This window comes from Paramaledivibacter caminithermalis DSM 15212, assembly GCF_900142245.1.
GTDB lineage: Bacteria > Bacillota > Clostridia > Peptostreptococcales > Caminicellaceae > Paramaledivibacter > Paramaledivibacter caminithermalis.
The window spans coordinates 18958-39290 of the sequence record NZ_FRAG01000018.1; the positions used below are offsets into that span (position 1 = coordinate 18958).

The 20333-nt window shown below is 30.1% G+C and carries 17 protein-coding genes; 2 read left to right on the plus strand and 15 right to left on the minus strand.

Annotation, left to right across the window (positions count from 1 at the left end):
- Positions 1 to 272 precede the first annotated feature (272 nt).
- Both hflK and hflC read left to right on the plus strand, forming a co-directional pair.
- Positions 273 to 1232 (plus strand): FtsH protease activity modulator HflK, encoded by a 960-nt coding sequence (hflK, locus tag BUB36_RS08700; protein ID WP_073149072.1) that lies wholly within the window; start codon positions 273 to 275, stop codon positions 1230 to 1232.
- Position 1233: 1 nt separating this feature from the next.
- A complete protein-coding gene (hflC, locus tag BUB36_RS08705; RefSeq protein WP_073149074.1) occupies positions 1234 to 2283 on the plus strand; it encodes a protease modulator HflC in 1050 nt (349 codons plus the stop codon).
- 154 nt (positions 2284 to 2437) lie between these two features.
- Here hflC and BUB36_RS08710 read toward each other — a convergent pair whose 3' ends face one another.
- The 15 genes from BUB36_RS08710 to BUB36_RS08780 all read right to left on the minus strand — a co-directional run bounded on the left by BUB36_RS08710 (position 2438) and on the right by BUB36_RS08780 (position 20306).
- Entirely contained in the window at positions 2438 to 3169 is a 732-nt protein-coding gene (locus BUB36_RS08710; RefSeq protein ID WP_073149076.1) for an ABC transporter permease, read from the minus strand.
- A complete protein-coding gene (locus BUB36_RS08715; protein WP_073149078.1) occupies positions 3162 to 4082 on the minus strand; it encodes an ABC transporter ATP-binding protein in 921 nt (306 codons plus the stop codon). The genes BUB36_RS08710 and BUB36_RS08715 overlap by 8 nt, the downstream gene beginning before the upstream one ends.
- Positions 4083 to 4686: 604 nt before the next feature.
- Entirely contained in the window at positions 4687 to 5739 is a 1053-nt protein-coding gene (locus BUB36_RS08720; RefSeq protein ID WP_073149080.1) for an aldose epimerase family protein, read from the minus strand.
- A 15-nt stretch (positions 5740 to 5754) separates the two neighbouring features.
- On the minus strand, positions 5755 to 7269 hold the full coding sequence (gene galT / locus BUB36_RS08725; RefSeq protein ID WP_073149083.1) for a UDP-glucose--hexose-1-phosphate uridylyltransferase: 1515 nt from the start codon (positions 7267 to 7269) through the stop codon (positions 5755 to 5757).
- An 11-nt stretch (positions 7270 to 7280) separates the two neighbouring features.
- Positions 7281 to 8270 (minus strand): UDP-glucose 4-epimerase GalE, encoded by a 990-nt coding sequence (galE, locus tag BUB36_RS08730; RefSeq protein ID WP_073149085.1) that lies wholly within the window; start codon positions 8268 to 8270, stop codon positions 7281 to 7283.
- 9 nt (positions 8271 to 8279) lie between these two features.
- Positions 8280 to 9452 (minus strand): galactokinase, encoded by a 1173-nt coding sequence (locus BUB36_RS08735; RefSeq protein WP_073149087.1) that lies wholly within the window; start codon positions 9450 to 9452, stop codon positions 8280 to 8282.
- A 186-nt stretch (positions 9453 to 9638) separates the two neighbouring features.
- Entirely contained in the window at positions 9639 to 10838 is a 1200-nt protein-coding gene (locus BUB36_RS08740) for an ROK family transcriptional regulator (RefSeq protein WP_073149089.1), read from the minus strand.
- A 214-nt stretch (positions 10839 to 11052) separates the two neighbouring features.
- A complete protein-coding gene (gene nagB / locus BUB36_RS08745; protein ID WP_073149090.1) occupies positions 11053 to 11808 on the minus strand; it encodes a glucosamine-6-phosphate deaminase in 756 nt (251 codons plus the stop codon).
- A gap of 76 nt (positions 11809 to 11884) precedes the next feature.
- Positions 11885 to 12955: a DmpA family aminopeptidase gene (locus BUB36_RS08750; RefSeq protein ID WP_073149091.1), complete on the minus strand. Its 1071-nt coding sequence runs from the start codon at positions 12953 to 12955 to the stop codon at positions 11885 to 11887.
- A 302-nt stretch (positions 12956 to 13257) separates the two neighbouring features.
- A complete protein-coding gene (locus BUB36_RS08755; RefSeq protein WP_073149092.1) occupies positions 13258 to 14199 on the minus strand; it encodes a dipeptidase in 942 nt (313 codons plus the stop codon).
- A 395-nt stretch (positions 14200 to 14594) separates the two neighbouring features.
- Positions 14595 to 16064, minus strand: a complete 1470-nt coding sequence (locus BUB36_RS08760) for a methyl-accepting chemotaxis protein (RefSeq protein ID WP_073149093.1) — start codon at positions 16062 to 16064, stop codon at positions 14595 to 14597.
- 420 nt (positions 16065 to 16484) lie between these two features.
- Positions 16485 to 17504, minus strand: coding sequence for a sensor histidine kinase (locus BUB36_RS08765; RefSeq protein WP_073149094.1), 1020 nt, complete (start codon positions 17502 to 17504; stop codon positions 16485 to 16487).
- A gap of 4 nt (positions 17505 to 17508) precedes the next feature.
- Positions 17509 to 18210 (minus strand): response regulator transcription factor, encoded by a 702-nt coding sequence (locus tag BUB36_RS08770; RefSeq protein WP_073149095.1) that lies wholly within the window; start codon positions 18208 to 18210, stop codon positions 17509 to 17511.
- 141 nt (positions 18211 to 18351) lie between these two features.
- Entirely contained in the window at positions 18352 to 19281 is a 930-nt protein-coding gene (locus BUB36_RS08775; RefSeq protein WP_073149096.1) for a ketopantoate reductase family protein, read from the minus strand.
- Between the two features lie 44 nt (positions 19282 to 19325).
- Complete coding sequence (locus BUB36_RS08780) at positions 19326 to 20306, minus strand: GGDEF domain-containing response regulator (protein WP_073149097.1); 981 nt, start codon at positions 20304 to 20306, stop codon at positions 19326 to 19328.
- Positions 20307 to 20333 lie beyond the last annotated feature (27 nt).

Genomic DNA, 20333 nt, shown 5'->3' on the forward strand with positions numbered 1-20333 from the left:
AATACATAAATTCTATATCCTTTACACTTATTTTATATTATATCTAATTATAGGAATTTAAGTAAAGACTTTAATTTATACATGTCCAAAACGCCTAGTAGCATTGCGTATTTGTATATGTATAAATCAACCTATTGTGCTAGTTTTCTACTACTAGATTTTTAATATTTTCTTCTCGTTCATGTGATAAACCTGTTTTTTTATATTTTTGAAGGATTTTTTAATATAAAATAGAATTATATCATAAATTGGCGACTTTAAGGAGGTTTATTATGGAAACAAAGATATTAAGGTTCATATTAGGGATTTTCTTTATCATTTTTGCTTTTATTATAGTTACAAGTTCCTTTTACACTGTTGAATCTGGAGAACAGGTAATAATTGAGAGGCTTGGTGAAAAAGTGAAATTAGTAAAAGATGCAGGTATTAAATTTAAAATACCAATAATTGATAGGATAATAAAGGTTCAAACTGAAGCACTTCGCACTATCCAATATGGTTACATAGCTACGGAAAAACCGACTACAAAAAAAACAGCTACTTATGAAGATGTAGCTGAAGAAGCAATTATTCTTACAAAGGGAAGTTATTTAATAAATGTAGAAGCTATGATACAGTATAAGATTTTGGATGCGGCAGATTACATATATAATGTTGATGATCAGCTAGGAACTATTAGACTTGCCTTTGAAAGTGTTTTAAGAAGAAATGTTCAAAATAAAGATTTAGATGACGCTCTACTTAACAAAGAAAGAATTTCTTCAGAAGTCCTACCTGAATTAGTTAAAAAGACTAAAAGTTATGGATTGGGAATAGAAATAAAATCTCTTAAAATTCAAAATATAACAGTCCCAAGCAACGTTAAGGCTGCTTACGACGACGTTAATAATGCAATAAACGAAAAAACGGAACTTCTAGACAAAGCAAATAGATACAAAAATGAAAAGTTACCAGGAGCAAGGGCTAAGGCCTATAAATTAATCCAAGATGCTGAGGCCTATAAAGCAGAAAAAGTGTCCCAAGCCAAAGGTGATGTAGAAAATTTTGTTCAAGTCTATGAAAAGTATAAAGTTGCTAAAGATATTACTAAAACTAGACTTTATCTAGAAACAATGGAAAAGATTCTTACAAAGGTAAAAAATAAATATATTATAGATTCAAGTAACGACAATGTAATAAAATATCTACCTATAAATCCAAAATCAATAACTCCAGTAAAGGAGGCACAATAATATGAGTCTATTTTTTAGAAACAATAAAAACAATAATGATAGTTCCTTTAATGAAATGAAGGACAATATATCAAATAACATTAAAGAAAACACTAAAAGAGTTACAGGTGACTTTCGTAAATTTAGTAAATTTTTTATATTTATAATGATACTTATTATTCTTTTATCAACTGCTAAATCCTTTGTCTTTATTGTAAGGGAAGACGAAGTAGCAGTAGTTAGAGAATTTGGTAAGATAACTAAAATTATAGTTGATAAGGATAATATTGTAGCTGAAGAACAACATAAGCTTAAGCCTGAACTTAAAAATGTTAAAATAATATATGATAAAGGCTTGTTCTTTAAAATTCCATTTATAACCAAAATCCGGAAAGAAACAAGTAAATTATTAACCTATGTATCCCAATCAGAAGAAATAAACACTAAAGATAAAATTAAATATGATATTTCTATGTTTGCCCAGTGGGAAATAACCCATCCCGCATTATTCCAAATGACACTTAAATCTGTAAATAATGCTAGCAGTTTCTTAGATGAACAAATATATCCCGTTGTCATTCAAAGAATCAATCAATTAAACAGCACCGCCTTCCTAACTGACAAAGAAATATTATATTCAACCTTAGATGAAGGGCTTAAGCAATTGAATGAAAAGGTGGCTGAAAACGGAATAGTGGTTAAGGATATTGAAATATATAGAACATTACTTCCAAGTGCAAATATTGAATCTACCTATAGAAAAATGGTTGCAGAAAGGGAAGCAATAGCTCAGCAAATGCGTTCTGAAGGACAGGAACTATATCAAAAGACCGTTGCTGAAACTGATAAGGAAGTAGCTCAAATAATAGCAAAATCAATTGAAGAATCTGAAAAAATCCGTGGAGAAGCCGATGCCGAGGCTTTAGAAATCTACGCCAATGGCTTTAGTAGAGATCCAGAATTCTACGAGTTCTGGAAAACATTAGACTCTTATGAAAAAACTATAGATGAAGATACTGTTATTTTTATGGATAAAAACAATAAGTTTTTAAAATATTTTTCAGGAGAGTAAATTCTATAGATATGAGATTATAGGACATTGTATATAGTGAGGTAATCATAGGTATTGAGTTTCTTTGGCTGTCAGCAGTTATCTGACAGCCAATAAATATAATAAAAAATTTTATGGTTTTGTAAACGTAAATCTAAAAAAAATAAAAGATTTTTTATTCTATATCCACATTATTAAAATATACTATACATGCCATCAATGAAATAATAAAGGTTAATAATATGGCTGCTATAGAGTATGATTTAGGATAATGAAATTCTCCTTCATATATCGTAAGAAGATAAGGCAATGACCATGGGAAAATTTCTTCATATTTGGTATCCGAGATAACTAGGCTTGATATAGTTACAAAAATATTAAATCCAATTGAAGGAATATAGCTTTTAAATATCATAGTTATAAATATAGTCACTGGTGTCAAAAGAAAGTATATAACTCCAGTTAACAAATACACTTTTATGTATTTTATTATTATTTCTCTGCTAAATTCCATAAATATTCCCATGTAATTTAAAAGAATTGATAATGCAAAGGCAAATAATAAAAGCAAAATAATCCATCCTAGTAAGATTATCATCTTATTAATAATCAATTCTATTCTTCCAGTAGGAATAGTTAGCATGTTTCCTAGGGTCCCCTCTTGATATTCTCTATTAAAAATATATGTAGCTATAAGTCCGAACATAACTGTAGCTAATAAAACTACTAAAAAGACATATCCCTGTTCAAAATACCTCTCTATACTAATAGCTGAAGGTTCATGATTTTTTAAGCTCAAAAAAATTAAGTAATTTAAAATTGGAGCTACTGCTACTCCTACTATACTAACCCATATCATTGGCGAACCTTTTAATTTTAATATCTCTATATGCAATGTCCTAAACAACTTTGTCACCACCTGTAAGCTTAATGAAATAATCTTCAAGATTATCCTCTCTTAATCGCAACATAATTACGTCTATATCATTTTCAACAAATATTCTATTTATCTTACTAATCATATCATAGTGGGAATATACCCTAATTATATTTTCTTCATGTATTTCATAATCATATACTCTAAGTCTTCTTTCTAAAAGTATGGAAGCCTTTGCAGCATTGGAAACCTGTACCTCTATATATTTTCTACTTTTCTTCCTTAATTCCTCAATTGAAATCTCCTCAAGCAACCTTCCATTATGTATTATTCCTATGGTATTAGCAAGCTGCTGAATTTCACTTAAAATATGACTTGATATGAAAATGGTGATCTTTCTTTTTTCCGCCAAGGATTTAATTAGTCTTCGTGTATCCTTTATACCTATAGGGTCTAACCCATTGGTAGGCTCATCAAATATAAGCAACTCAGGATTATGAATAATAGACCTTGCAATTCCTAAACGCTGCTTCATGCCAAGGGAGTATTTTTTTACTAATTTATTTCTTTCTTCCCAAATCCCAACTATATTTAAAGCATCTTCTATAGCATTCATCTTTTGTACACCTAATAGACTCGTATTTATTTTTAAATTTTCAACACCACTAAGGTTTAAATAAAATCCTGGAAAATCTGCTACAAATCCTGTTCTTTGTAAAATATCACGTTTTTCCTTTCTAATATTTTGCCCAAAAATTTCAATCTCCCCAACAGTGGGCTTTATAAGTCCTAATAGCATTTTTATAGTAGTGGTTTTACCTGCACCGTTCCTACCTAAAAAACCATATATTTCACCTTTTTTTACAGTAAGATTTACATTATCCACAGCCTTTAGTTTTCCATAATACTTTGTTAAATTTTTAGTTTTTATAATAATACTCATTAAGTTCACCTACTTATATTCTATTATAAATATTTTTAATAGCTCTTAGCAATATATTAATTTATAGAATTTACACCCTAGTTAATATATTCTTAAAAAACTCTTAAAACATTACTACAGTTTTAAGAGTTATCTCAGTAAGTTGGACTTTATAAGTACATATCTAGGACAAAGGCGTATGGTGATGGGTTTTTAGTTGTTAGTTCCATGTTCCAAGTTTCAAGTTTTATGGTCATTCTCATAATTACATGAAGTAAATGTTTAGCCTCCTTCTAAAAAAAAAAATTATGAAATAATGTTCTTTTCCTAATTTAGTAGTACCAGTGAACTCGGTTAGCTTGCACTAAACATCGAAACTTCATATGGAGAGTCTACTCCAACTGAAGTCTTAGAAATTTAGATAAATGTAGTTTAACTCACTAAGCTAGTCAATAAAACTTCCTGAGTTTCAGATGCTTTAGGGGGTTTTAATATTTCATTTGAGTGATTTTTATAAACCTGTTTTACCCTTTAAAATAGTATAAGAAAACAGGTTTATTACATGAACGAAAAGGAAATATTAAAACCCCCACGATAGAAACTATCACAATAGGTTAATTTAATTTTAACTATTTACATAAAATTTATATTTTGTATAAGCCTCATATTTTTCACCTGATCTATATATTTTAGTTGGAAAATTAGCTTGATTTATTGCATCGGGATAATCCTGTGTTTCAAGACATAGTCCTAAGTGCTTCTTGCATCTTCTATTTCCCCTTAGGATCAACTCTTCTCCAAGACCATTTCCTGAATAGAATACTATTATTGGTTGATCTGTTATTATCTCTAATACTCTTCCACTCTTTTCATCCTCAAGCCTAGCAGAAAAACTTTTATCTTTATTTAATACAAAAGGATGATCGTATCCCCCACAATTTACTAACTGCTCAATTTCTTTATTTATATCTTTTCCTACTTCCTTTGCTTTTCTAAAATCGAAAACGGTATTTCTAACATCTACAAGTTCTCCAGTAGGAATGATTTGATTATCTACATATGCCACTTTATCTGCATTTATTGTTAATTTATGCTCTAATACATCTTTCTTTAAGTCACCAGAAAGATTAAAATATGTATGATTTGTCAGATTTATAATTGTATCCTTATCAGAAATTGCACTATATTTTATTTCAAGCTCGTTATTATTGTTTAAAAAATAAGTAATATTTACATCTAAATTTCCTGGGAAACCTTCTTCACCATCAATGCTTAAGTAAGACATCCTTAGTTCAACAAAATCATTATTTATTACATTTTCTACATCCCATATAACCTTATCAAAACCTTTATTACCTCCATGAAGATTGTTTTTTCCATTATTATGTGCTAATGTATATCTTTGACCATTGATTTCAAATTTTGCATTACTTATTCTGCCAGCATTTCTTCCAATAGCTGCCCCAAAATAAGGCGACTTTTCTTCATAATCTCTAATATTATCAAACCCTAAAACAACATTTCCAGGATTTCCTTCTTTATCTGGAGCTATTATTTCAGTAATAATTCCTCCATAATTCAATATATTTATTAAAAAATTATTATCATTTATTAAACTATATTTTATTATTTCTTTACCATTTTTTAATCTTCCAAAGGTTTCTTTTAAAATATCCATAAATATTTCACTCCACTAATCATTTATACTTTCTAAAAATCTTATAAAGGCCTTTCTTCCTTTATTATCGTCCTTAAATACACCAGCATGCTCAAGTGCCGCCATAAATTTTTGACCTATTTCTTCTTTCAATATGTTATGAACGTTACTTTCATTAATATGGGAATATTTTCTCCTCAGGTGATGAAACCAATGCATATGTTTTTTCAAAGATTCTTCTTTCTCTATGTCTAATTTATGATTTAAAAGGTAATGAGCTAATTTATCTAATTCATCCTTTAATCTAGCTGGTAATACTGCCAGCCCCATAACCTCTATCAATCCAATATTTTCTTTTTTTATATGATGCACATCATCGTGGGGATGAAAAATTCCTAATGGATATTCTTCATTTGTTCTATTATTTCTAAGTACTAAATCAAGCTCAAATAGTTTTCCTTTTCTTCTAGCAATAGGGGTTATTGTATTATGAGGTATATCTTTAGTATGTGATGATATATGGACTTCATCATCGTTATAATTTTTCCATTTATTTAATATAAGTTCTGCAAGCTCTGCAAGCTCATATTGGTCTTTACCCTTTAACCTAATTACTGACATAGGCCATTTTACAATTCCAGCTTCAACACCAGGATATCTATGGAATTTTATGTTTTTTTCTATAGCAGCCTTAGCCATAGCAAATTCATAGTTTCCTCCTTGAAAATGATCGTGGGAAAGTATGGAACCTCCAACAATAGGCAAATCCGCATTAGATCCAATGAAATAATGGGGAAACTTCTCTATAAATTCCAGCAATCTATCAAAGCTAAGTTTTGATATTTTCATAGGCTCATGGTTACCTTTAAATATAATACTGTGCTCATTGTAATAAACATATGGTGAATATTGTAAAAACCATTCTTCATCCTTTAAAGTCAATGGTATAACTCTATGGTTTTGTCTAGCTGGATGATTAACCCTTCCTGCATACCCTTCATTTTCTCTACATAATAAACATTTTGGATATGAGGTTAATTTGATATTTTTTGCTGCTGCTATGTCCTTTGGATCCTTTTCAGGCTTAGAAAGATTAATAGTTATATCTAGATACCCATATTTAGTTCTTGTCTTCCATATTATATTTTTTTCTACTCTATCCACTCTTATGTAATTAGAGCTTTTACTTAAATCATAGTAATACTTTGTAGCTTCCTCTGGATCTTTGTTATATTTCTCATAAAACCTTTCTACTACCTCAGATGGTCTAGGCATGAAGCAGTTCATTATCTTGGTATCCAATAAATCTCTATAAACAGGTGTATTATATTGTAATTTACCAGTTTCATAGGCCCAAGCTAAAATATTATCTAGGATTACTGAAGGTGTCTCCAATTTTTCCTCTGGTGCTATTACTTGTTTATAATCATCTAGTCCTAAAACCTCTAAAACTAAATTTCTAGAGTAAACAACATCATTTTCTCTTATTAATTTTTTATTTAATGCATATTTAATTAACCTTTCTATCTCTAAGTAAATATTAATGGACATTTCTTCACCTCTTAATCCTCAAATCCTTTGGGTTTATTTTTATGCCATTTCCATGCACTTTTAATAATATCTTCTACATTAGTAAACTTGGGTTCCCATCCTAAATCCTTTCTTGCTTTTGTAGATGAGGCAATAAGCTTAGCTGGATCACCTGGTCGTCTCACATCAGTTTTTGATGGAATTGGATGTCCTGTTACCCTTCTTGCTGCTTCAATCATCTCTTTAACAGAAAAGCCTTCCCCATTGCCTAGATTATAGATCGAGCTTTCATTATCTTTTCTTAATTTTTCTAAAGCTAATATATGGGCATCTGCTAAATCAGTTACATGTATATAATCTCTTATACATGTCCCATCATGTGTGTCATAATCATCACCAAATATTGAAATATAATCCCTTTTTTTCAGAGGAACTTGTAGAATCAATGGAATTAAATGTGTCTCTGGATTGTGGTCTTCACCTATTTTACCATCTATATGTGCCCCTGCTACATTGAAATATCTTAGGGAAACATACTTTATTCCATATGCATTATCTGCCCACTTAAACATTTTTTCTATCGCTAGCTTTGTTTCACCATAGGGGTTTGTAGGATTAGTTTTATCTTTTTCTACTATTGGAATATTTTCAGGCTCTCCATATACAGCGGCCGTTGATGAAAATACTATTTTTTTAACCCCATGCTTGGTCATAGCTTCTAACAGAACCTGGGTTCCGTAAACATTGTTATCATAATATTTAAGTGGATGTATCATACTCTCACCTACTAAGGAATTTGCTGCAAAATGTATTACTGCCTCTATTTCATTTTCATCAAATACTTTATCTAAAAATTCCTTATCTCGTATATCCCCATTATAGAATTTTGCTTTTGAATGAATTGCACCTTTATGGCCAGTTTGAAGATTATCTATTACTAGGACCTTTTCACCCCTATCTATAAGCTCAAATACTGTATGGCTACCTATATAGCCTGCACCACCACATACTAAAATCATCATATCACCCCATTATTTTAATTCTCTAGCTCCATCACCAATTGAAGCCACATAAAAATCAGCTTTATAACCTATTATTTCTTCATACCTGCTGCCCACATTATCAATAAATTCATCTATTTTACTATTTTTTACTATGCTAACTGTGCATCCTCCAAATCCTGCACCCGTCATTCTAGAGCCTATAGTACCTTCTTGCTTCCATGCTAGCTCAACCAATGTATCCAATTCTTTTCCAGTTACTTCATAATCATACCTAAGAGATATATGAGAAGCCTTCATAAGACTTCCAAATTCCTTAAAGTCTCCTTTTTCTAAAGCTTCAACAGCCTTTATAGTTCTCTGATTTTCATATACAGCATGCTTAGCCCTTCTTCTATCTATTTCATTAGTAATTAAGTATTTATTTTCTTCAAATTCTTCATTAGTTAATTCTCCTAGGGAGTTTATACTTAATTTTTCTTGTAGCTTAGCCAATGCTCTTTCACATTCACTTCTTCTTTCATTATATTTTGAATCTGTTAATCCCCTTCTTTTATTTGTGTTTGCTATCACTATTGATGAATCCTTAAGATCCAAGGCTGTGTATTTATATTTCAAGGTATTACAGTCTAATAAAATGGCTTTCCCTTTTCTTCCCATTCCGACAGCAAATTGATCCATAATTCCACAGCTTACCCCTATAAATTCATTTTCGGCTTTTTGACTTATCTTCACCATAGAAACCATATCAATATTTAAGTTAAACAGAGATTTCAGCATAACAGACACAGCTAATTCTATTGAAGCAGAAGATGATAGACCTGCTCCATTGGGTATATTTCCGAAAAATACAGCTTCGAAACCTTTATCTATTGCAAATCCATTATCCATAAATGCTTTTGTTACTCCCTTTGGATAATTTGCCCAGCCATGCTTTTCTTCGTATATCATATCCTGTAAAGTGAATTCTATTATTCCAAAATCCTTAAAATTCTTCGAATATAACCTTACTATATTATCCTTTCTTTTCCTTGCAACTACATATGTACCAAAGCTTAATGGGCATGGGAATACATGTCCTCCATTATAATCAGTATGTTCACCAATAAGATTTACACGACCTGGTGCAAAAAATGTTCTTGTCCCTGAACATTCATTAAACACCTCAATGAAATCCCTTTTTAAATTCTTAATTAAACTCATATCATCTCCCCCTTCTAAGATAATTTGTAACTCAAAATAAGTGTATCTTTAAATAGGCTATAAATATCACTTAACCCGCCAAGATAGTTTCTATCTCAGTGGCTTTAATATTTCACAACTTTGTTTATTGAGTTAATAAATAAAGTTGATATAACTTAAATCCATCTATAAAAAATTCTATGGTAATTAAACTGTAAAAATATCTCTTATAATTAAAGTTGCTGCTCCTACTATGCCTGCATTTTCTTTTAGATCAGTCTCCCCAATATATAGGCTTTTTAAATTATTGTTTATACTCTTTTTTTCAATAGTTTCTTTTATCTCTCCAAAAATAAATTCACTAGCTCTAGCTACGCCTCCTGCCATCAATATCATCTCTGGATTTAAAATATTTATAATAATCGAAAGACCATCTCCTATATATCTTCCTGTCTCATTTAATATCTGTATTGAAAGCTTATCACCCTGCAAAGCTTCTTCATAAATTTTTTCAGATGTGATATCCTTAATACTCATTTTATTAAGAATACTAGTTTTTTTTCCTTCCTCTATCTTTTCAACAAATCTTCTTACAATACCAACTCCCGATGCCACAGCTTCAAAGCATCCATATTTACCACATTGACATTTTATTTTATTATGGGTTATACTTACATGCCCTATTTCTCCAGCTCCAAAATTACTCCCTCGATATAAATCACCATTTAGATAAATTCCTGCTCCAATACCTGTTCCTATATTTAAAAGAACAAAATTCTTAGAAGTTTTTGCTTTTCCAAACCATTTCTCTCCAAGGGCCATAGCTCTACAATCATTATCAATTATTACAGGAACCTTAAATTCATCCTCAAAAATATTTGCTATGTTTACATTGCTCCAATTAAAGGCAGGAGCATATATGGAAACACCTTTTTCACTATCTACAGGACCATGGATTCCCATTCCTATTCCTATTATTTTATCAAGCTTATCATCAAAGCCCTTAACTACTTCATAAATCGAATTCTTCATTGTTTTTATAACTTGTTTTCTGTCAGTCTCCATTTTGAAGTGCAAAGTTACTTTATTTATAACTTTCCCATCAATATTTATTAATCCTGCAGTAACTTTTCTTATCCCCATATCTACTCCAATTACAAAAATTTCATTTGTATTAAGCTCTAAAAGTATGGGCTTTCTCCCACCACTTGATTCACCACTTCCGACCTCTTCAATTATTTTTTGATTAAGAAGATCAGAAACATTACTTGAAACTGTGGCTGGATTTAAGCCTATGATTTTTGAAATATCAGCCCTTGATATAGGTCCTTTTTCCCTTATTACCTTTAAAATCGAAACTGTATTTATTTTTTTTATTAATTTTTTATCGGCTTTATTGATATTCATTATTAAATCACGACTTTCTTTAGTTAATGAATAAAGTTTATTTTAATATATCACAATCAAAGCTTTGTGTCAAAATAGTCAATAAGGCTAACCAAGTCTAATTAAGCTAAAATTACACTCAATCTTATAGGCAACAAAAAAGGTTTAGATTGATTTCTCTCTCTAAAACCCTTTTTGATATAAATTATAAGTTTGTATTTAATGTTTTATTTTCCTATAAAAATTCTTCCTGAATCTTTTCTAAATCCAATCTTGAGCCAGCTTCTTTATCAACTATAAAAACAACATCAGGATGTAATTGTAAAACTGATGCAGGAAGCTCAGGAGTTATTTTTCCATATATAGCTCCATGTATAGCATCAGCCTTTTCTTCTCCACTTGCTAAAAGAACTATCTTTCTTGCACGCATTATCGTCTTTATTCCCATACTAATAGCCTTAGTTGGAACATCTTCTATAGTATCAAAAAACCTTGAATTATCCTTTATAGTTTGTTGATCTAATTCAACTATATGGGTAAGAGCTTCAAATTTTAAATCTGGTTCATTAAACCCTATATGTCCATTTCTACCTATTCCTAAAACTTGTAGGTCTATTCCTCCACAATTTCTTATTTTCCTTTCATAATCTAAACATTCTTTTTCAATATCATCTGCTGTACCATTTGGAATATTAACTCGTTCCATATTGATATTTATATTTTTAAAAAAGTTTTCAAGCATATAATAGTAATAGCTTTGATTATTTGTCTTATCTAAGCCATAATATTCATCCAAATTAAAAGTAGTAACTTCGTTAAAATCGATATGTCCTTCTTTATATGTATTGACGATTTGTTTATACATTCCTAAAGGCGTAGAGCCTGTAGCTAAACCTAAAACACTGTCTGGTTTCAAAATAATTTGACTTACCACAATGTCTGCAGCTTTTTTACTCATCTGCTGATAATCTTCAGTAAATATTATTCTCACCTTTCAATCACCTTCTCTTTTAATATATTTTATACTCATTTAGAATTTAAGGCCATATCCTTTGAAATAGATATCATCAATCTCTATGACCCTTTTTCATTATTAAATCAATATATTCCCTCAATGAATGTCTTATATTTCCATCTCTTCCTTTAGTAGTATCGGCACATATAAGAGCATTTAATATAGCTTCCTCTGTGGCTTCTGCTGCACCTCTGAAAACGTCATTTATCTTATTTTCATTAAAGGCTTTGATATTTACTACAGCAGCTTCTTCATAATGCTTTATCCTATTAGCCGTAGTAAATCCTATTACAACATCTCCACTTCCATTTCCCCAAAATGAACCAGTTCTGCTTAAACCAACGCCAGCTCTTTTACATATCCTTTTTAACTGCCTATGGGTCATAGGAATATCTGTCGCCAGTATCATTATTATTGAACCCTTATCTTCTTCATACATGCTGTCTTTCTCTTTTTCAACAATTATCTTTCCAGCCTTTATTCCTTTTATTGTTAAGTCTTCTTTAGTTCCAAAGTTAGCTAGCACTAATATTCCTATAGTAAATGTTTGGTTACCTATTTCTATAAGTCTAGATGCTGTTCCTATTCCACCCTTTAAACCGTAACAGGACATACCAGTACCAGCACCTACCCCACCTTCATAAAAATCTTCACTAGTATTTTCTAATGCCTCAAATACATGCTCTTTTTTAACATGCATACCTCTTATACCATTTAAATATCCATCATTACATTCACAAACCACAGGATTTACCGTACCAGTTGTGATGCCTATATCTTCATTATTTTTCAACATGTACTCTACCAAAGCTGTATGAGCAATACCAACACTGAGGGTGTTTGTTAATATCAAGGGAGTTTCTATATTCCCAAGCTCTTCAATCTGTATTGTTCCAGCTGTTTTCCCAAATCCGTTTATTACGTGGCTGGCAGCAACAACCTTTTCCTTGAATAAATTTCCTTCATGGGGTAATATTGCCGTTACTCCTGTTTTTATTGAACCATCATTTAATGTAACATGTCCAACCTTTACTCCACTAACGTCGGTGATTGCATTTCTTTTTCCTGTTTTCATTTTCCCTATGATAATCCCGTAGTCTCTAATCCTTTTTTGTCCATTCATTACTACATCCCCCTGTTTGTATTATTGCTTTTTACAAATAAACTTACTGTTTTTTTAAAACTCTCGTGATAAAAACTAGCTTGATGGGTTAAAATAAATTAAAAGTATTTACCCATACTAATTTTACCACCTATATAGATTTTTTTCCATGTTTATATAAAAATTTAAGTTGCAAGTTCCAAATTTTAAGGTCATTCTTTTAGGTCTAGAAACCTTAATTCCTTCTTCCAAAATTTTACTGGTAATAGTTTTAATTTTTCTTCTAGCACTCTATTTTATTCTGTTTTAGTTATGCAATTTCCTCATTTAATAACTTCTCTAATAATTCTAAGTGCATTTTTATAACATATTTTCTCTATTTCACTTTGTTTAAAACCGTTTTTTTCTAAAGCCTGAATAAGCTTTACAACATCACTAAAATCCTCTATCTCTAGACTTGGGGTCATGCCGTCAAAATCTGATCCTAGAGCTATTACATCTATACCTCCCACATTGATTATATGCTTTATATGCCGAATCATATCCTCTATGCTACAGTTAGGACTGTCACTTAAAAACTCATCTGCAAAATTTAGTCCCATAACCCCACCTTTATTTGCTAATAATTTTATCATATCATCAGTAAGGTTTCTTGAATGATTAGTCATAGAGCGAGCATTAGAATGTGATGCTATAAAAGGTGAAGACGAAAATCTTGCTACATCATAAAATCCTTCATCGGATAAATGAGATACATCAATAAGCATTCCAAGATTATTCATCTCATCTACAACTTCTTTACCAAAGGAAGTTAATCCTTTTTCTCTATATTTTTCTTCAAAGTTGGGATAACCAATTTCATTTATAAAATTCCAAGTTAATGTAATTAATCTTACCCCTAGCCTATGTAAATTTCTAAGATTACTTATTTTTCCCTTTAACACACCACCTTCTTCAATAGTTAAAAATGCTGAAATTCTTCCTTGATTATGATTTTCTATTAGCTGATTATAATTCGCTGCAATACCAATATTATTTTTGTTTTTTTCCAGTTCAATATAAAATTTATCTGCCATATCAAGACATGTTTCAAAGGGATTTTCAGCTTCTTGTAAGTCTACATACAAAGCAAAAAATTGTGCCATTGAATTCCCTTTTCTTAGCTTTTCAATGTCTATATGAAATCTGTTTTTCCTAAGCTCCAAGTTATCTTTATCTTCCATTAGCTTTAAAATTGTATCACAATGAAAATCTATTATTTTCAAATTTAATCCCTCCCAAATACATTACTCTATTAAATAATTATATCCCTAAAGTAGCCCTCTAAGCTAGTTTATCTCTTAGAAAATAAAAATTTTTATTTTCTAACCTAATTAATTAAAATAATATTATATATCCTATTCTATAATATTTTAAAGATACCTTTGTTAAGCTCCAAAATGTTAATATAGATAAACACATTAACATACGAAATGAATTCAAAGAAAATAATATTTCAAATTCCTTAGAGCTTGAAATTGTTCATCTTTACTAGGCAACAAAAAACCCATGAAATCTCAACATAGCTCATGGGTTTTAAAGTTCATATTAAATATATATTATTTCCTTATTGCTATAGGTTACTAAAACTTATAAAAAAATTTTTATCAACAGTAATACATTACTTGTATAATTCAAAAATTCTTTCTCCTCTTGAATCAATATCCTTTACTTTTTGTGTAATAGTCTCTAATACTTCTACTACTTCTCTAGATAATTTATCTGCCTCATTAAATAATTCTTCTAGATTTTCTGTATTATCTTGTTCTATTGCTTCAATAACTTCATGGGCTTTAGTATGTAAATCTAAATGGACATCATGTATAGCCTTCCATTCTTCTACTATTTCTGGATGTTTAACATCTAAAGTATAATAGAAATGTCCAAATCTACATTTTGTTCCATCCTGCTGTATAGGTATAAGTGTTCTTGTTGTTACCATTTCATATAGTTTTTCTATCCATGCTTTATGGGCTTTAATGGCTTCCTCTATTGCCTCTAAAAAATGTTCATTCGAAATAGGATGGGTTCCACTATTTACTACATATGTTAGTTCTTTTACAATATCTGAAATACTGTTATCTATTTCTCCAATGCCATTTGCAAATTCTAAGGCTTTTTCTGAATCTTTAGATATATTATTAGCCATATTGCTGATATTCTCTGATTCACTAGAAAGGTTATCCATAGCCATGGATATTTCTTGCGCTGATTCGCTGATTTTTTTCATCATATTTGCTAAATCTGTAATTCCATCAACGGTTACTCTAAGACTATTTACACTTTGTGCAAAGGATTTGTTAACTTCATCTAGTTGTCCAGTAATATTTGTCATGGATACAATAGTATTTTCAACGCTTTTCATCCCATCATTGGTTGCTTTTCTTATATCACCAGTAAATGCACGCATATCCTGAAGTTTTACTTTAGTGTCTTCAGCCAATTTCCTTATTTCTTCTGCAACAACACTAAATCCACGTCCATGTTCTCCAGCTCTAGCTGCTTCAATGCTGGCATTTAAGGCAAGAAGGTTTGTTTGCTCAGCTATCATACCAACTCCATCAACTATTTCATCTACTTTATTAGATATTTGCTCCAACATACCTATTTTTTCAGACATTATATTTGAATCTTTAATAACTGTTTCCTTTAATCTATTGATTTCATCTAATTTGTTTTTATTTTCAGTATTTACTGCAATCAAATCTTGAGCTTTGCTTTTTATATCATCTAACACATCTGTATGATGAGTGATTGTACTACTTACTTCGTTCATGCTTGCAGTAGTTTCTTCAACAACAGCCATATTAGCTTCACTTGATTCTGCTAAATTATTTGCAAATTTCTTTAGTTCACTGGATATAAAGGACATATTAATATCAAAATCACTTAATGATGACGATCTATCGATAAGTTGCAATAAAAGCTGATTATTTAGTTCTCCCATTTTTAGAACCTTATCAAATAACTCTAATATCTGCCTATGTTTTGAATTTTTAAGGTGTGGTTTTTCAAGCTTTTCTCCTTCAATATAAGCATTGACATAGTTTGTTATAAGGTTTATCTCACCGCATTTTGATTTTTTAAACATTTTTTACCCCCTTATTTACTTTATTCTCTACCATAAATTTATAGTAATCATTTCTAAATTAGATTTGTATATTTATCCTTCGCCTCCTATCTTTATATATATTATATAGGTTGTTGAATAACTATTTTTACCAAAAGCAAAATGCTGTATTTTGGCTATCAAAAGTATTTTTTATAAAAATGATTCTAACTTTATAATGTAGAGAATTAACCGAATTACCAATTTCCAAATTTAGTTATTCAACAAGCTAATTATATATAAAGTTTTTATAATAAATATATCGTACTTTTATAATCTACTCTTCAATTATATACCCAATAAATTATCTGTTTTCACAAAAAAATAATTTAAAAGCAAAATTATAGAACATATATAAATATTCCAATGAAACAGTTCAACATCTTTTCCAAAGCAATCTATTCATAGCTTAGGAATCGTAAAAGTAAAAATGGTTTTATCATAGGGCTTACTCTCTACCCATATTGTTCCTCCATGCATTTCTAAAAGTTTCTTAACAATGGCAAGTCCCAAACCACTACTACCTAATGTGTTTTTTCTAGCCTTATCTTTTATATAAAGACGGTCAAATATATATGGTAAATGTTCTTCATCAATTCCAGCTCCTCTATCCCATATACTAATTTCATAATTGCTTCGAGTAACAATAAGATTTATACCTAAAACCTTTCCTTCATAACCATATTGAAGGGCATTCTTAATTATATTATTTAATATTCTAGTAATACTAAGCTTATCTGCATATACTAATGTTTTATCTTCAGTAAGATTAACCTTTAATTTTATTTCTTTTTTGTTGATTTCTGGTAGAAATTCTATTATACATTCCCTTATTATTTCTGATATATCTTGAACCTGAAAGTTCATTTCAATGTCATCTGAATCTAATTTTGCCATATAGAATATTTCATCAATAAGCTTTTTTAATTTTTTTGATTTTGAAGAAATTATTTCAAGATATTCTGACTTTTCCTTTTCGCTATCAGCAACCCCATCCTTTAATGCATCGACATACCCTATTATGGATGTTAGAGGCGTCCTAATATCATGGGATATGTTGGACATCAATTTTCTTCTGGATTCTTCAACAATTATTTGATTTTCTTTTGTATTTTGTAATATTTCAATTACTTCATTAAATTTACATGCAAGATTTGAAAGTAATCCATCTTCTTTAATTAAGATTCTAGTATTTAGATTTCCAGAAATAATTCTATCTAATTGTTGATTAATCATTTTAATCTTAAGTATTCCTTTATAGTTCATATGTATTTTAATTAATGATAAAATGATTACTGAACTGTTTAATACAATTAAATATGGATTAATAATATTTGAAAAATATAATATTCCACATATTATACATGAGAGAGAAAATACTATAAAATTTAGAACCATACAAATTTTATCCATTTCCTTCATAGTATCATTCTCCTATAAATTTATAACCAATTCCCCATACCGTTTGAATAAATTTAGGTTTATTAGGGTTTTGCTCTATCTTTTTTCTTAATCTTCTTATATACACCATTACAGTATTATCGTCTTCTATATAAGTGTCATCCCAAACGTTTTTAAATATTTGAGCCTTTGTAAATACTTGATTTGGATTATTAACAAAAAATCTTAATAGTTCAAATTCCTTTGCAGTAAGCTTAATTTCTTTACTTCCTCTATAAACAGTATAGCTTTTTAAATCAATTTTCAAATTACCAAATGCTAAAGTAGAATCATCTTGATTATTTAATCCACTACTTAATACTAAATATCTTCTTAGATGGGCATTTATTCTAGCAATAAATTCTGTCATGCTAAATGGCTTTGTTATATAATCGTCTGCTCCTATCCTAAGTCCAAGGACTTTATCAATCTCATCATCCTTTGCTGTCAACATAACTATGGGAGCATTAGTTTCATTTCTCATTCTTTTGCAAAGTTCTATTCCATCAATTTTAGGCATCATAACATCTAAAATAATCAAGTGGTATTTATTTCTTCTAAAAAGTTGTAGTCCTTCTTGTCCATCTAAAGCAGAATCAACTTTATAGCCTTCCCGCTCAAGATATTTTATTAATAGATTTAATATCTCCTCTGCGTCATCTACAACTAATATTCTTATATCCTTCATCTTATCCCCCAATTCTCTTATCTAAAATATATTTTGACAATAAAAAATAACTAGTGCTTAATTTCTATATGTTTTAATTATTCCATGCTATTAATTAGTATTTACTAAATAGAAACTTAGGAGATATAAAGCTCCTAAGCTTCAGTCCATTCTTTCATATCTTCTTTCCTTTATTTTTATAAGGTTTGTCAATACAAGATTTATAGGAGTATTGATATCGAGTTTGCTACCTTCTTTAACAATAGCCCCATTAATCATATCTATCTCTGTCCTTCGATTGTTAATTATATCTTGAAGCATAGAGGATTTATTGTTAGCTGTTAATCTACAGATCTTTTTAGTATGGTCTACAGGATTTTCACTAATTAGCCTTACACCTTTAGCCTTTGCAACTTCTTGAGCTTCTCTAACAGCATTCTCTAATAACTCCTCAGCTTCATTGAAATCTAATAATTCTCCGTTTCTGAGCTCTGTAATAGCTGTTATAGCATTTATACCAACATTTACCATAAGCTTATCCCATATTACTCCAAGTACATTATCTGTTATAATCGTTTCAATTCCAGATTCAAAAAATAACTCTTTAAGTTTTTTTACTCTATCTGTTATTTTTCCATTTATTTCACCCAATACTGTTAGACCTTTTCCCGCATGAACAATTTTGCCAAGGTCTAATAGAGTTGAGCCATGAGCTGTAGTTCCAGCTATTATGTTTTTCTCTGCTACTACCGATGCTATCTTCTCAATATTACCCAATCCATTTTGCAGTGTAAGAATAATTGTATTTTCACCAATAATACCTTTGGCTCCTTCAAGGGCTTTATCCGTACTAGAAGATTTTACAAAAACCAATATCAAATCAACAACTCCGACTTTATTTGGGTATATAGTCGCATTTATATTCTTTATTATTCTTTCTCCACATTTATCTTGAATTTTAAGTCCTTCCTTATTTATTTTTTCAACATGTTCCTTCCATATATCAATTAACCAAACCTCGTTATCCCCTTCAGCAAGTAACCCTCCGTATAAGCATCCCATTGCTCCAGCTCCTAGAACTGCTATTTTCATAGTGTCTCATCCTCCATCAAAAAATCGTTAAGATTCTTATAAATCTATTTCTCTATTCTATTACGACCAAGATATTTAGCTTGAAATAAAGCCCTATCCGCACGTCTTATAAGTTCTTCAGCTGAATTATACTTTTCTGGAAATAAAGTTGCTACACCTAAACTAATTGTAACATATGGAGATACACCAGAACATGCATGTTTTACTTCTAAACTTTCAACATTATTTCGAATTCTTTCTGCTACTATAATGGCTCCAGCCTTCTCTGTATCAGGTAGTACTACTACAAATTCTTCTCCTCCATATCTAGCAGCAAAATCGCCTGGTCGTTGTATAGATGAGCTTATAGCTTCTGCCACCTTTCTAATGCATTTATCACCTGCCTGATGTCCATAATGATCATTAAATGCTTTAAAATGATCTATATCTATCATAATAAGCGACAAAGGTGTATTCATACGAATTGCTCTCTGCCATTCAGTTTGGATAGTTGCTTCAAAACTACGTCGATTTGAAATACCTGTTACAACATCTATAGTAGATAGATGTTCTAGCTTATAATTTAACTTCTGAAGCCTTAGCAATTCATCTACCTTTTCTTCAAGTAGTTTTGTTTGCTTCTTAAGCGTCTCCTTCTGCTTTTGAAGTTCAATAAATACCTTTACTTTACTCTTCAATATTAATGGCTCTATTGGTTTAAAAAGATAATCAACTGCACCTATTTCATAACCCTTAAACATACATTTTTGATCCTTATTTATAGCCGTAACAAATATAATAGGAATATTTCTAGTCCTTTCACTGCCTCTCATAAGCTCAGCTACTTCAAACCCATCCATTACTGGCATCTGCACATCCAATAGGACTAATGCAAAGTCATAATCAAGCATTAAACCTAAAGCCTCATTTCCAGAAGTAGCTTTAAATATATTTAATTCTAATCCCTCGAGTATGCTTTCTAAAACCAATATATTTTCTGGTCTATCATCAACTATTAGTATATTCGGTTTATCTTGGGATATCATATATTCTCCCTCCAAAACACTTACTTA

Coding starts and splice junctions, on each gene's coding strand:
- BUB36_RS08765 (WP_073149094.1), bottom strand. CDS start 17,504: ATGAAGGAAATGGATAAAATTTGTATGGTTCTAAATTTTATAGTATTT.
- BUB36_RS08735 (WP_073149087.1), bottom strand. CDS start 9,452: ATGAGTTTAATTAAGAATTTAAAAAGGGATTTCATTGAGGTGTTTAAT.
- hflC (WP_073149074.1), top strand. CDS start 1,234: ATGAGTCTATTTTTTAGAAACAATAAAAACAATAATGATAGTTCCTTT.
- BUB36_RS08740 (WP_073149089.1), bottom strand. CDS start 10,838: ATGAATATCAATAAAGCCGATAAAAAATTAATAAAAAAAATAAATACA.
- BUB36_RS08715 (WP_073149078.1), bottom strand. CDS start 4,082: ATGAGTATTATTATAAAAACTAAAAATTTAACAAAGTATTATGGAAAA.
- BUB36_RS08780 (WP_073149097.1), bottom strand. CDS start 20,306: ATGATATCCCAAGATAAACCGAATATACTAATAGTTGATGATAGACCA.
- hflK (WP_073149072.1), top strand. CDS start 273: ATGGAAACAAAGATATTAAGGTTCATATTAGGGATTTTCTTTATCATT.
- BUB36_RS08750 (WP_073149091.1), bottom strand. CDS start 12,955: ATGAATGGACAAAAAAGGATTAGAGACTACGGGATTATCATAGGGAAA.
- BUB36_RS08770 (WP_073149095.1), bottom strand. CDS start 18,210: ATGAAGGATATAAGAATATTAGTTGTAGATGACGCAGAGGAGATATTA.
- BUB36_RS08760 (WP_073149093.1), bottom strand. CDS start 16,064: ATGTTTAAAAAATCAAAATGCGGTGAGATAAACCTTATAACAAACTAT.
- BUB36_RS08720 (WP_073149080.1), bottom strand. CDS start 5,739: ATGGATATTTTAAAAGAAACCTTTGGAAGATTAAAAAATGGTAAAGAA.
- galT (WP_073149083.1), bottom strand. CDS start 7,269: ATGTCCATTAATATTTACTTAGAGATAGAAAGGTTAATTAAATATGCA.
- galE (WP_073149085.1), bottom strand. CDS start 8,270: ATGATGATTTTAGTATGTGGTGGTGCAGGCTATATAGGTAGCCATACA.
- BUB36_RS08775 (WP_073149096.1), bottom strand. CDS start 19,281: ATGAAAATAGCAGTTCTAGGAGCTGGAGCAATGGGATGCTTATACGGA.